This is a genomic window from Alkaliphilus hydrothermalis (genome assembly GCF_016908555.1).
In the GTDB taxonomy this organism is placed as follows: Bacteria; Bacillota; Clostridia; order Peptostreptococcales; family Natronincolaceae; genus Alkaliphilus; species Alkaliphilus hydrothermalis.
The window spans coordinates 1-12,906 of sequence record NZ_JAFBEE010000017.1 but is presented as its reverse complement, the minus strand read 5'-3'; the positions used below and the strand labels follow the sequence as shown (position 1 = coordinate 12,906).

The window sequence follows — 12,906 nt, the reverse complement described above, 5'->3', positions numbered from 1 at the left end:
GTTTTATACATGGCGGATATTATTGATTACAAAATTTATGGTACAGACATGCAAATCGTTGAAATTGAACTGGACCCAGGGGAAGGTGTTCGGGCAGAGGCAGGAACAATGTTGTTTATGGATAATAATATTGAAATGCAAACATCTACTTCCGGTGGTCTCTTCAAGGGCTTTAAAAGAATGGTGACAGGTGAAAGTTTTTTCATCACGACATTCTTAAACAACGGTAGAGGTAAAGAACATGTATCCTTTAGTGCTCCTTACCCCGGTAAAATCATCCCATTAAATCTAAGCGAATTTGGTGGTAGATTTATTTGTCAAAAGGACTCCTTCTTGTGTTCAGCAAATGGCGTTGAGGTTGAAATAGCATTTACCAAAAAACTAGGAGCAGGATTCTTTGGTGGTGAAGGCTTTATCCTCCAAAGATTAGAGGGAAATGGTATGGCTTTTATCCATGCTGGTGGAACAATTATCGAAAGAGAATTAGCCCGTGGTGAAGTATTAAAGCTTGATACTGGTTGTTTGGTTGGTTTCTCCGAAACAGTGGATTACGACATTCAATTTGTCGGTGGTTTTAAAAATGCACTGTTTGGTGGCGAGGGCTTATTCTTAGCAAAGCTGACTGGACCAGGAAAAGTATACCTCCAAAGTCTTCCCCTTTCTAGACTTGCTGACCGTATTTTATCGGCAGCCCGTGGTCAAGTTGGTGAAAAAAGAGGTGTTGGGGGTATCGGTGGTAGCATTCTTGGAGAGATTTTAGGTGGAGATTAAAAAAACTTAATAAATACAACAAATGAAAAACCCCAAATGGGGTTTTTGCTTTGAAGATTTACTTATATCATTTTGAGGGAATTTTTCTCATTGGCTTCACTTCCTCTTTAATATTTTCTATCTTCTTTGAAACCAGCTTTTTCCAATCTTATATAATCCATATCCCACCATAGCCCCAACAGTGTTTAAAATCAAATCATCAACATCAAAACTTCCCCGTCTAGTGAGTAACTGTAAAATCTCTAGTAACAGTAGCCCCCTTAAAAATATTCCCAGCATTTTAGCAATTTTACCACCAAAGGATAACGGAATTAAGATTCCGAATGGCACAAACACACCGATGTTTCCGATTAGGTTAATAATACTCATTTTAAGGATTGATTTCCTAGAATGAAAAAACAATTTAATTGTACGAAATGGAACTATATTATACATGTACTGGGGCTGTACTGCTCTACCAAATCCCCAAAGCATCCAATAGCCTAACAATAATGTATAGGCCAGCAAAATTACAAGAGCTATTCTTTTAATAAATGGCCTCATCAATTTCCTCCAATAAAAATAACTATTCTCCTCCAGTTTGGTATTTAAATAGTCAATCTGCGGTTAACTGTAGATATCTGCAAACTCTATGTCTATTCTATCAACGTAATTTTCATTCTTTATGTCTTTTTGATGTGTATATGTATCTTGCGTATCTTGTAATAAGTTTACAGGAAAACAAATAATGAATTCACTTCCCTTTCCGTACTCACTTTCAACCTTAATACTTCCCTTATGCATCTCCACCAAAGATTTTACAAGGGATAGACCTATTCCACTGCCCTCATGGCTTCTAGTAAAGGATTTGTCTATCTGCATAAAGCGTTCAAATATTATATCTAATTTTTCTTGGGGAATTCCAATACCAGTATCTCTGATATGAATAAGCACCTCATCCCCATTATCCCTTATATTCACTGTAATTTTTCCGCCTTTGGGAGTAAACTTAATTGCATTAGATAAAATATTCAATATAACTCTCTCTACCTTCTCAGGATCACATGCAATGTATTTTTCTTCTATTTCTGTATCAAACTCAATATCTATCCCCCTATTCTCAATGTATTCAATACAGGACATTGTTATTTCTTCCACTAAGTTAACGATATTGCATCTTTGAAATTCTAATTCAAAATATCCAGCATCTAGTTTTGTCATATCTATTAAGTTATTTACTAGCCTCAATAAACGATAGCAATTTTGCCTAAGGATCTTTATCTTTTTATCTACTTTTATAACGTTATTAATATTGATGTTACCTTCGTTACCTTCTTTTAAATTCCCCTCCAGTAGATTTATTACTCCTAAAATCAGAGTAAGGGGTGTCCTTAACTCGTGGGATAAGTTAGAGAAAAATTCAGTTCTTAATTTATCATACTCCATTACTTCCCTAAGCCGTTCTTTTTCTTCGTCCACTTTTCTTTTCAACTTTTCTAACTCTTCTCTTTGTTTGATATCTCTACTCAAATTTAATACTACTATTTTGTCATCCAATTCCATAGGCATAGATACTACCTCTACTGCTGCAACTTCACCATCAATACGTGTCAGTTTATCTTCTATTAAAACCTCAAAAGGTTTATCCTCCATTGCATTTTTAATGCGTTCCTCCCCAATGGCTTCTATATTTAGTTGTATATAGTCAGATACAGGTTTGCCTAAAAGCTCCTGGGGATCGTCAATCCCTAGAATTTTCCCACCTGTTTTATTTGCAAATAAAAAGTGTAATTTTCTATGGACAAAGACTACAACTGGTAGAGTATCTAAAATGCTTTTATATAATTCCATCTCTTTTTTTGCTTTTTTTATCTTAAAATATTGATATATGTTTATGAGTAAAAAGAACACCAATAACATATATATTGCGTCGTCCATTAATCGGCCTCCTAACTGTTGTTATAATACTTTTTTAAGAAAATCTAAATATTCTAGAATTCATTTTACCATACTTTCCTGCATTATAATGTAAAAAATTCAATTTTTTTATTTTATCACAATCAATTAGAATTTACTTAAAGCAACAACATACTATAAATGTTCCAACAAGAAAACAGAACCCATTTACTGGATTCTGTTACTTGTGTTAAACAATAATACAACTTAGCTAACTATTCAATTTATTTAAAAATTTTATTTCACGAATCCATCTAGTAAGTTAAATCATTGTTTTCATTGATAGAAACTTTCTTTTCTTATAATAATCTACTCCCATCATTAAAGGAATAGTGACGAGAACAAGAATAATGCTAACTAAATTACTCTCATGAAATACTTGTAGAAAATAAACTAATATAAAAACGATTCCATGAAACACTCTAGATAAATGTACATAGTTAATTAGTCGATTCTCATCAAGGATAATAAATTTTTTTGAATAAGATTCTACTATACCTTCATTAAATGACTCATCACCATAATATGAGATTAATCCCCAAATGATAGACATTATTCCAACTCCTAATGCTGACCAGCCAACCGCCATACTCCACTTCCTTCCATAGAAAGATTTATATTTTTATCTACCCACTTCTAACTTCTAGCTCTAGATAATCTTCATATCTTTAAAGGGCTCTCCTGTGATCCCTCTAGGTTTGTAATTTTAACTTAAAATAATAAAATTTTCATAACTTGCCTACCTAGCTACTTCCCAATTAGCATCAAATTTCATATCCTGACTAATTCCCTTAAGGTAAACTTTATAGATTCCTTTTCCATCTAAAGCAACTTCTATTGTTGACTCTTGGCTTATCATATTACCTATTAACTCTTTACTCCATATAACATTATCATTAGGGTCTAATACTTCCAGTACTGTATCGCTAACGTCGCTGGAAAACTTGTATGTAAATACTAAAGTATCTGGAGCTTTTGTCACTTCAATTTCTGTAATGATAATGTCTCCAGTCAGTCTTCCCGCAGTCATTGATGTATATCCAGTAGCATTGGCTGGTTCCCTAGTAGAAACATCTAATACTCCCATTCCAACTAGTATCATTAGGGCAAGGAAAAGTGCACTCCACTGCTTTGATCGTAGTGTAATACTGGAATCACTATGATCAGATTGTAAATGGATATGATTTTGAAAATGACGAAACCCAAAGAAGCCAAAACAGAAAACAATAAAACCCACAAGTGAAATTAACAATAATTCTAGTGGGAATGCATTAGCTAGAATAAACTGTTGCATTGCACCTCCTAAAAACACCGCATTGAAATTAATTCCCATATGGGCTAATATACCAACAACAATCGAATTGCTCCTCCAAACCATATATCCTAATACAAATCCATAAATTGTAGCTGGAATAACAGAAGCTAATCCATTACCTATATGCATTACCCCAAAAAGTAGTCCAGACCAAAGCCATGGTCTAGTGGTTTGTGCTTCAAGGGCTCTGAGGTAATATCCCCTAAATAATATTTCTTCGATTATAGGAGCTAATACAACCAATGCTATAATGATGACAAATGATTCTATTGATGTAAGCTCTAATTGTGGACTTGGTTGAGTACCAAATAGCCTTATAATCAATCTCTCAGACCAGACATTAAAGGCTAACCCTCCCCACCACAATCCAAACCCTGCCAGCAAGGCTGTTAAAGCAGTATTAATATCAGTTCCTCTAAAACGATATATTTCTCTCCATGACCATTTATTTTTCCAAGCTAAAAATGCTGCAATTACTAAAAAAACCCCTTGATTAACCCACAAACTCCAAGCAAATCCCAGTAGTTTAGATGATATCCAACTACCGCTCAATAGCAAAGTTAAAGTAATGGGGTAAACAACACTTGCCCTTTCAACAGTTAAATTCTCGCATATTTTCATATACCCTAGCCCCCTTATCGAATACTTATTATCAATCTGTTTTTACTTATCCAACAAGTTGAGTATACCATATTTTACAATAGTTTTAAAAATATTCTATATTTACAGCATTTACTATTATACAAGTAAGTCTGAAAATAAAAAGGAATGACTATATTTTCAAGTGTATAGCCATTCCTAATATATCTCTTAAAATTTTTCGCCGTCCGGTTAGACTACCTTTTTAAATAGAAGTTATTTATTCCACTAATTTTGCCTTAAACTTTTTATCAAATGATGGAGTCCATACGGAATATAAAACAATCCCAAAAAAGAACCAAAAAAACCAACTCGCAACACAATCCTTAAGACTGCTGATGGAATTTCATATTTTCTTAAAACATATTCACAAACTGTTAAGATGACAGCAAATATTACTCCTTTTAATATCAACATTACACTTTGCTTCGTAGTGTGGGCGTTCTGCATCTGATTTTTTACATCCTCATACTCTCGATTTCTCGTCTTAGTGTCTTCAAATTCTCTAAGTCTCATATACTCACCTCCCCCCGATGTTTCAAATTCTAATTTATATCTAAGTTTACTTATTATGTAATAAGATAAGTATACCATATTTTACAATTTTCTATCAATATTTTTTTAATTTTCTGGATACACAATAACTCACAAGAAAATATGATTATGTGCAAAAAAAACCCCCAAAGGGAGTTTTTTATTATTGAGCACTTAAACACAACACTAGAATTTCAATATTCTATTCAATAAATCCGCTGTCACTTTGTCAATTTCCTTAAATCTAATATTAGGTGTGTAGAAGGTTTCCATCTTGTCATGATTAATCTTCGTTTTCTTTAAGTTGCCATATACTTGATCCATCAATTTTTCATAATAGTCTTTGCTTATTGCTAATTCTTCAGTATAGCCATCCATTACATTTTCCCTTAGATATTGATCTAAGTCTAAAACCTTCTTGGAACCCTTTACTTGATATCCTGTGATGGACATATTTAGCTCTGGAATGACGATTGCTTCTAATCTCTCAGGAACCAATGGCTCATGGTAAAAGTCTACGTCATAGCCCATATATACATATTGGTCTGCAATTTGCTTTAATAATTTAGACTTACTATTAATGGAGGAACCAACTATGCTGTAGTTAATTTCCAAGTGGGCAATATATGTGTCTCTATGATTGATATGTCCGAAAAAGGTAAAGGCACTACCGAATAAATGTCTTTCCTTTGATAGTTTCACTTGTTTGCTGAGGCCCTTAAATATTTCTTCCCTGAATGCATCAAAAGCAATCTTAGTATTTAATTGGTCTGTTGCTTCGTTGTAGATCCATTCTAAGTCATCATGAATTAATTTGGCTGCCCCCAGAAACTTATAGACTCTTTTATATATCTTACTATTGTGGGTAGTAGACTCATAGATGTCTTTTCTATTTCCCCTTAGTGCTTCTTCCTCCCAATGCTCCCCTAGATTGATGATCTCATCAATGGCTCCTGGGAATTTAGGGTCGATTACATGGGGTGCGGACTTGTAAGCACACTATTAGTGTTGAAAAATCGGTCTATTTCATTATTGATATAAGTTTAACCCCACTTATGTTGAGTATATCAAGTATTAAACTATATACGTTATCAAACACTAAGAATGTACTTTTCTATCTATCCTTACGATTTCCTTATTGGTGTTACCTCTTGCTCCAAAAATATTCATCCTATATCCTAAAGTAATGAAAAAATTATCTGTATCAATAAAAGACTCATGAACTTCTTCTTCATCTTTGCATTTAACTGTGGATTTAAATCCTTCAAAGTTTTCAAAGTCACGCTTCTTAGATCCATCTTTTTTAGAGATAATAAATTGTATTTCTGTATTATTTTTATCTAAATAAGGTAATATGTATTCTTTTAAGTTTTTCCTATTATTTTCATCTCTTGGTAAATACCTATCTTGAATAATTACTTTTTTACTGTTTTTAAGAAATATTGATAAATGTTGAGCTAATAGGGTAGCCGATTTGTTCTTATCTACTCTTATAAGCAAAGGTGTCTCATAAATATTAAAAATATCTTTATATATCCTATGATTAACAACATTTTCTATATCAGTAAGTGTAATTCCTGCCTTAGGTGGTTTTGAAAAATCAACTTTCTTAATAAATTTTAGGTCCCGATTTTGAAAACATATTTTTGAAGACAAATCTCCTACTATTATCTTATCGTCGGATTCATGACAGGTATTAATAAGTATTTTATCTTCTTCAGTACAATCCCCTATTGCTTTGCATTCAGTCTTTAGCGATACTTGTTTAAAACGCATAGCTTCATTCTCAATGCTAAATAGCCAATACCTAAAGTCCTCTAAATATCCATTCTTTTCTGCATGTTCTTCCCATAGAGCAATTAATTTATTGCTAGTAATTAATGTATGCCTATTTAATCTAATATTCATATTCAGTAAATTACTATCTGACCGAATGGCAGTAAATATGCTATCTAAAATAGTCTTATGCACCGTAATTTGTAAATTCATTTGCTCCCCCTTGTTAAACCTCTATAAATATTTTCTTAATTCATTACTTAAATTAAAAGGCACATCAAAAAAGCCTTTTGGGATTTCCTCAGCAAATTGTCCATTCCCCTGAAGCTTTAAATTTTTAATATTAGTACCCTCAGATGATTGTTGAAAATAATATATACCGACATCGTCAGCTTTAATGTCACCTTTTGCAACTGATATTTGTAGTTGTTTAACTAAGTACATGCTATGAGTTTCTATAAAGAAACTCTTATTTTGTTTTAATGCACAATCGACAAATAATTGTCCTAATTTAGCCTGTGCATTGGGATGTATATGTGTTTCAGGCTCTTCAATAAACAAAACAGTATCATTTGGAGTATTAATTGACTCGATAATTATAGGTAACAGTTGAGATGTTCCAACTCCGACATCAGCAATGTTACATTTTATTCCTGTATACTTATTTGTTACTGTTAATAAATATTGATTATTCTTAGATTCTTCAACCTCAATCGTTTCAGCTAGATCAAATTCATTAAGCCATTTATTCATTGACTTTTTGATTGTTACATTACTTCTTTTACTATTAGTATTCGATTCATTGTCTAAACCTATAAGAGTTGAAATGGTATTTTCTCCTCTAGATCCCACAGAGTTAAATTTGAAATTGGTAATTAATTTTAATCTCTCAGGTTTATCTCTAAAAGGTTCAATATGTATAACTCTCTTTGCAAAGTTTTGTAACTTTACTTCTACTTCTTTAATAGCTAATAATATTTTAAACAGCATATCAGCATCATGATCATTTATATTATGTGTTTTAGTTAAGTTGAAATCGAATAAGAATTTGTTTGGCAACAATAAATTTGGTTTATTTTTAAAGTTAAAGTCATTGTATTGAATATAATAAGCATTTCTTTCCATATAAATACGGCATGTATCTTTGTTTGAAAAAGTCAATTCAAACTCTTCAACTGTAGATGGCTTTTTTTGTGTTTCTTTAAAAGTTACTTTAACTGTTTTTATAGAATTCTTCGTATAATTAACAAATTCTTTCTTAGCTACTTCCTCATATTCATTAAATGTTTTGATATTCTTCTTCATTCTGACTAACATTAAAGTTATGAACGTTTTATCATTAAGAACATCTCTAAATTCACTAATTTTCTCATTATCATCAAAACCCATTTCAAATGTAATATGAGGCTTATCGCTTTTTCCATATAGAATACTACCAAAAGGCCCTGTGTCATTATTAAGATACAAAGCAGTGTTATTATCGTTTTCATGCAAAGTGTTTTTTAATATCAGCAACGCTTTTAAAAAGCTGGACTTTCCAGAACTATTTTGTCCCAAGAAGACATTAATTTTCTTCAAGTCAACTGTTCCTGAATCTTTAAACGCTTTGAAATTGACTAATGACATTGTTTTTAACATAGCAATCCCCCAAAGTCTCTATTATTTCTAAAATAAAATCAGTAGATATTAAGCATATCAATATAGCATTTAATTTATTTTATTTATCCTTCTTGATTGTCTCCATTGAGAACAAACTTATTCAGATTAACGTTTCTCTTTAAAGCTATCATATCATTAATTAATAAAAATTAAAATCTCTTCTCATTTTCTTTATACCACTTTTTACATTCTTCAAAAACTTTATTTTTCCTTCTTTGAATTGTATAATTATTAATAGAAAGTGGATTTTAGTATTACAATAGATACTTCTATTCTAATATCTCAAGACTTATTAATTTACTTTGATTAGTCCATACTGACATTACATTTGATAAAGTACTGGATGGTGACTTTTTAAAAGTTCCAATGCACCTTAATTTTCTGCTCTCCTATTTTCTTATCTTTTTCTCCTATCTCAATATAATCTATCAACTCATTAACAACCTCATGGGTTAACCCTTTAATGTCCTTATATTTCTTCACTACCGCAACCCAATGGTCAATAGCTTGAGACTTTCCACTTAATGTTTTAATCTCTTCCTGTAAATTGACCTTCATCTTTTCCAGATTAGACTTTTCCTTTAGAAATCCATCATTTAGTTGATTAAACTGACTTGCAGCTATAAGCCCATTTACTTTATCTATGTAGAGATTTTTTATAATTAATTCTTTTTGACAGATTTTCTCCTCAACTTTTTTCATCTCTGTATTTAAGTTGTTCTTTATTTCATTTATCTCTATTTCCTGCTTTAATATAGTTCCAAGTCTACCTTCATCAACTAACTGAATGTGTTTCTTAACTCTTTCAAAAACTTCTTCCTTTAATTGATCTAACCTTATGCTATGAATAGTACACAGCTTTTTCTTAGGGCTTCTTGCATATAGCTTACACCTTAAATATTCATGTCCCTGTGAACTTCTTACTTTTGTCATGGTATTTCCACAATCCATACACCTTACTTTTGTTGCAAATATATGTACTCTACCTTTACCAGTACTTCTGACATTATTGTCTATTCTACTTTGCACTTTATTAAACACACTTCGATCTATAATGGCTTCATGGGTATCTCTAACAACAATCCAGTCATCTTGGTCCTTAGCAATTACCTTCTTAGATTTATAATTAACTTTTTCCTTTTTACCCTGTACCATATTTCCAATATAAATTTCATTTCTAAGTATTCTTCTAATAGTCGTCTTATTCCACAGTCCGTATCCATCTACTTGAGCGGAATTAATATATTTTAATCCCTTACTCCTTTTGTACTTAGTCGGATTGGGAATGCCCCTGTCATTTAGCATATATGCGATATGTTGTGTACCATAGCCATTAAGATACCAATCAAATATCATTTTAACAACTCTAGCAGCTTCTTCATCTACAACTAGACTATTTTTATCTTCAGGATCTTTCATATATCCATAGGTTGCAAAGGAACCGATGTATTTACCTTGTTCCCTCTTTATTTTAAATGTTGCTCTAATTGCTTCGCTAATGTCTTCACAATACCACTCATTTACTAAACTGTTTATCTGTCTAGATTTTTTATTTCCCTTGTCTAATGTATCAACGTGATCCGTTAGACTAACAAAACGAATTCCCCACTCAATAAACTTATTATGTAGATATTTTTCAATCACTTCAATATCTCTAGAAAATCTAGATTGATGCTTACAAAGTATTATTTCAAATTTACCTCCTTCAGCATCTTCAATCATTTGGTTAAATTCAGGCCGTTCTTTATCCAATCCTGAATAATCATCATCACTGTAAATCTTATATATGTCCCATTCTTGTTCGAAGGCATACTTCATTAAAAGGTTTTTCTGGTTTTGTATACTTTCACTATCATCTAACTTATTTACTTTATTACGATCTTCATCACTAAGCCTGCAATAAATTGCTACCTTTTTCAATTAGTTATACCTCCTTTACTTTATTTGGGAAGTATAACTGCTAATTTACCTTAGAGAAATTATATCCAAAGCATGCAGTTATAATTCTGTTAATAATTGTTAGACTCTTTTTTCTTAATCAGTTTATGCAATATATCCTCCAGTTTTTTAATCCTTTCATCTATGGTATCTGACTTAAATACCTCTTCAACAATAATTTTATCTAACTTTTTCATAACATCCCCCTGGTAAATGGTATGAAGATCAGTAGTTGTCCTATGTATAGAAGTTGAGTAGCAATTCTAGTAAATCTTACGATTCTAGCAATATTTTATATACATCTGTATATATTCTTTAAATAATTGGTAATAATTGCTTACAAGGGGGTGTTTAGATGTCAAAGATTTATGAAGGTCTAGGAAGAAAGGTTTGGAAGTATAGAAAAGAAAACAATATTTCAACTGAAAATTTTGCTAAAAGCATTGGTGTTTCTGGTGGACTAGTTAATCACATTGAAAATGCTAAGTATGACGTTTTTAAGCTAGAATTATTAAGTAGCATAATCTCTAAGTTGGGTATTCCCCCTGGTGAAATATTACCCCTCTATGATATTAACTCTGACGTACAATTTGATCTAGGTACACAGGATGCTGAGGCAACAGAATATTGCAAACAACAGATGAAGTTAATCATTAATTCTTTTATGGCTACTATTTCTGAATATGGCTGCACTTTAGAGAATGTGAGTATTATTAGTAATCATATACAGCAAGAATTTGAAACATTAATAAAATTACATAGAGCTAATCGTTAAATCCCTTATATAGGGATTTTTTTTACGGAAACTTTTAATTAAAATTTTAAATTTTATTTATTTTTATAAATATTTTTCCACAAAACGTACATCCTAATCTCAAGGAGGGATACAAGTGAATCAAAACAAGCTCATTATTAGCTGTACAAGCATTAAAACTTTCCACCAGTGTAAAAGGAAATTTAAGTACAAGTATATTGATAGGCTAATGGGAGGTTAACTTGATCAAAGTAAAGAGTCACATTGCCTTCGGCAACAGTATCCATACGACATTAGCAGATTATAATCAAGTTACTAACAAGGGATTCAAGAGACTAGACCTATTGCACACCCTACTACATAAGAACTGGATTAGTGATGGTTATGGTTCTCCGATAGAGGAAAAGGAGTTTTGGAATAGGGGTTTGGGGTTACTCAATACCTACCACCATAATCCTTTAGATCAAGATGTTAAAAACCTTATTATAGAATCTATGCTCTATAAGGAAACAGACAACTTTATTCTATGTGGGAAATTAGATAAGGTCTATGAAAGAAGTGACCATGTAATTGAAGTGTTAGATTATAAAACGGGAAGCTTGATGACTCCCATGGGACATATACAACTGCTACTTTACCTAATATTGACTGAAGCAAATCTTGGCGTGAGACCTCAGGCTGCTAGTCTGTACTACCTGCCTGAGAATAGAAGTAAGCGTAAATTCCAGTACACATAGCCATCCATTAAGTGAGACAGTATAATTGAAAAAGATCGTTCCCTCAATATCGGAAACGATCTCTCATCTAATTGTTCTCTTCTGTAGACTCGGTTTTTCTCCTGATTTCTTCAGGTAGAGATTCTGACCATGGCAAACAAGCATCCAATGTATCGTAATCTTCTAGATTAATGTTTGGAAGCTTCTCAAATAGGTAGTTTAAGTAATAAAATGGCTTTAAACCATTGGCTTTTCCAGTTTCGATGATGCTAAAAGCAATGCCACTGGCAGTAGCCCCTTTAGGGGATTTTGCAAATAGGAAGTTTTTCCTTCCCAGTACAAAGGGCTTGATCCCTCGCTCTGCCAAATTGTTATCGCAGCCTAATCGGCCATCTTCTAAAAAACCAGTAAGCTTATCCCATTGTTTTAGCGAGTATTTTATGGCTTCGCCAAGCTTACTCTTAGGAAGGGACCTTTGGCTTTCGGTTTTTAACCATGAAAGAAGATCATCGAAAACTGGCTTTACCTTTTCTAAGCGCAGTCTATGGCGATCCTCAGATGAAAGTTCTTTAAATTCACGCTCATAATCGTAGATCTTCGAGTAGAACTGTTCCCCTTCATGGGCCTTTGTTCTTGTGGCAGCAGCATCTTTAGGAAGGGCTTTGATGGCATCTGTAAAATATCTTTTGGCGTGGGCTAGACAGCCAATGTTTTTGACATTTACAACGCTGTTATACCCTGGGTACCCATCAGTGTTATGCCGATATCGGAATAAAACTGATGGCTACGCTGGGTATAATAAGGTTGAAAATATAAAAAGGATATATTGCCTTGCTCACATTAGAAGAAAGTTCCATGACATAATAGTG

Annotated in this window: 15 protein-coding genes; 4 read left to right on the top strand and 11 right to left on the bottom strand. The window is 32.4% G+C overall.

From position 1 onward, the window contains the following. Positions 1-9: 9 nt before the first annotated feature. The gene (locus tag JOC73_RS11390; protein WP_204403309.1) at positions 10-771 is read left to right on the top strand and encodes a TIGR00266 family protein; all 762 of its coding nucleotides are present in this window, start codon (positions 10-12) and stop codon (positions 769-771) included. A 117-nt stretch (positions 772-888) separates the two neighbouring features. Here JOC73_RS11390 and JOC73_RS11385 read toward each other — a convergent pair whose 3' ends face one another. The 10 genes from JOC73_RS11385 to JOC73_RS15315 form a co-directional block, all read right to left on the bottom strand. Further along, positions 889-1,314 carry a VanZ family protein gene (locus JOC73_RS11385; RefSeq protein ID WP_204403307.1) on the bottom strand — a complete coding sequence of 142 codons (426 nt, stop codon included), beginning with the start codon at positions 1,312-1,314 and terminating at the stop codon, positions 889-891. Between the two features lie 63 nt (positions 1,315-1,377). Further along, complete coding sequence (locus tag JOC73_RS11380; RefSeq protein ID WP_204403305.1) at positions 1,378-2,688, bottom strand: PAS domain-containing sensor histidine kinase; 1,311 nt, start codon at positions 2,686-2,688, stop codon at positions 1,378-1,380. Positions 2,689-2,968: 280 nt separating this feature from the next. After that, on the bottom strand, positions 2,969-3,295 hold the full coding sequence (locus JOC73_RS11375) for a hypothetical protein (protein WP_204403303.1): 327 nt from the start codon (positions 3,293-3,295) through the stop codon (positions 2,969-2,971). Positions 3,296-3,445: 150 nt separating this feature from the next. After that, the gene (locus tag JOC73_RS11370; RefSeq protein WP_204403301.1) at positions 3,446-4,642 is read right to left on the bottom strand and encodes a CPBP family intramembrane glutamic endopeptidase; all 1,197 of its coding nucleotides are present in this window, start codon (positions 4,640-4,642) and stop codon (positions 3,446-3,448) included. Between the two features lie 246 nt (positions 4,643-4,888). Next, positions 4,889-5,176 carry a hypothetical protein gene (locus JOC73_RS11365; RefSeq protein WP_204403299.1) on the bottom strand — a complete coding sequence of 96 codons (288 nt, stop codon included), beginning with the start codon at positions 5,174-5,176 and terminating at the stop codon, positions 4,889-4,891. A gap of 204 nt (positions 5,177-5,380) precedes the next feature. Next, positions 5,381-5,896 (bottom strand): hypothetical protein, encoded by a 516-nt coding sequence (locus JOC73_RS11360; protein WP_204403297.1) that lies wholly within the window; start codon positions 5,894-5,896, stop codon positions 5,381-5,383. 396 nt (positions 5,897-6,292) lie between these two features. Beyond that, on the bottom strand, positions 6,293-7,183 hold the full coding sequence (locus tag JOC73_RS11355) for a hypothetical protein (RefSeq protein WP_204403295.1): 891 nt from the start codon (positions 7,181-7,183) through the stop codon (positions 6,293-6,295). A gap of 21 nt (positions 7,184-7,204) precedes the next feature. Then, entirely contained in the window at positions 7,205-8,608 is a 1,404-nt protein-coding gene (locus JOC73_RS11350; RefSeq protein WP_204403293.1) for an AAA family ATPase, read from the bottom strand. Positions 8,609-8,983: 375 nt separating this feature from the next. Beyond that, complete coding sequence (locus JOC73_RS11345; RefSeq protein ID WP_204403291.1) at positions 8,984-10,549, bottom strand: recombinase family protein; 1,566 nt, start codon at positions 10,547-10,549, stop codon at positions 8,984-8,986. Positions 10,550-10,638: 89 nt separating this feature from the next. Further along, on the bottom strand, positions 10,639-10,764 hold the full coding sequence (locus tag JOC73_RS15315; RefSeq protein WP_279381054.1) for a hypothetical protein: 126 nt from the start codon (positions 10,762-10,764) through the stop codon (positions 10,639-10,641). Between the two features lie 158 nt (positions 10,765-10,922). On the opposite strand from JOC73_RS15315, the gene JOC73_RS11340 reads away from it, so the two are divergent. Both JOC73_RS11340 and JOC73_RS11335 read left to right on the top strand, forming a co-directional pair. Next, positions 10,923-11,342 carry a helix-turn-helix transcriptional regulator gene (locus tag JOC73_RS11340; RefSeq protein ID WP_204403289.1) on the top strand — a complete coding sequence of 140 codons (420 nt, stop codon included), beginning with the start codon at positions 10,923-10,925 and terminating at the stop codon, positions 11,340-11,342. 221 nt (positions 11,343-11,563) lie between these two features. Further along, entirely contained in the window at positions 11,564-12,058 is a 495-nt protein-coding gene (locus JOC73_RS11335; RefSeq protein ID WP_204403287.1) for a PD-(D/E)XK nuclease family protein, read from the top strand. Positions 12,059-12,125: 67 nt separating this feature from the next. Here the strand turns inward: JOC73_RS11335 and JOC73_RS15155 are convergent, their stop codons facing one another. Then, positions 12,126-12,746, bottom strand: coding sequence for an IS66 family transposase (locus JOC73_RS15155; RefSeq protein WP_204403395.1), 621 nt, complete (start codon positions 12,744-12,746; stop codon positions 12,126-12,128). Here JOC73_RS15155 and JOC73_RS11325 point away from each other — a divergent pair. After that, positions 12,673-12,906 (top strand): IS66 family transposase (locus JOC73_RS11325; protein ID WP_204403284.1); only part of this gene is annotated, 234 nt, incomplete at its 3' end. The two genes, JOC73_RS15155 and JOC73_RS11325, sit on opposite strands and share 74 nt — an antisense overlap.

What these genes read in the sequence shown, in the direction of transcription:
- JOC73_RS11340 (WP_204403289.1), top strand. Translation starts at nt 10,923, where the DNA reads ATGTCAAAGATTTATGAAGGTCTAGGAAGAAAGGTTTGGAAGTATAGA.
- JOC73_RS11365 (WP_204403299.1), bottom strand. Translation starts at nt 5,176, where the DNA reads ATGAGACTTAGAGAATTTGAAGACACTAAGACGAGAAATCGAGAGTAT.
- JOC73_RS15315 (WP_279381054.1), bottom strand. Translation starts at nt 10,764, where the DNA reads ATGAAAAAGTTAGATAAAATTATTGTTGAAGAGGTATTTAAGTCAGAT.
- JOC73_RS11390 (WP_204403309.1), top strand. Translation starts at nt 10, where the DNA reads ATGGCGGATATTATTGATTACAAAATTTATGGTACAGACATGCAAATC.
- JOC73_RS11385 (WP_204403307.1), bottom strand. Translation starts at nt 1,314, where the DNA reads ATGAGGCCATTTATTAAAAGAATAGCTCTTGTAATTTTGCTGGCCTAT.
- JOC73_RS11380 (WP_204403305.1), bottom strand. Translation starts at nt 2,688, where the DNA reads ATGGACGACGCAATATATATGTTATTGGTGTTCTTTTTACTCATAAAC.
- JOC73_RS11375 (WP_204403303.1), bottom strand. Translation starts at nt 3,295, where the DNA reads ATGGCGGTTGGCTGGTCAGCATTAGGAGTTGGAATAATGTCTATCATT.
- JOC73_RS11350 (WP_204403293.1), bottom strand. Translation starts at nt 8,608, where the DNA reads ATGTTAAAAACAATGTCATTAGTCAATTTCAAAGCGTTTAAAGATTCA.
- JOC73_RS11370 (WP_204403301.1), bottom strand. Translation starts at nt 4,642, where the DNA reads ATGAAAATATGCGAGAATTTAACTGTTGAAAGGGCAAGTGTTGTTTAC.
- JOC73_RS11355 (WP_204403295.1), bottom strand. Translation starts at nt 7,183, where the DNA reads ATGAATTTACAAATTACGGTGCATAAGACTATTTTAGATAGCATATTT.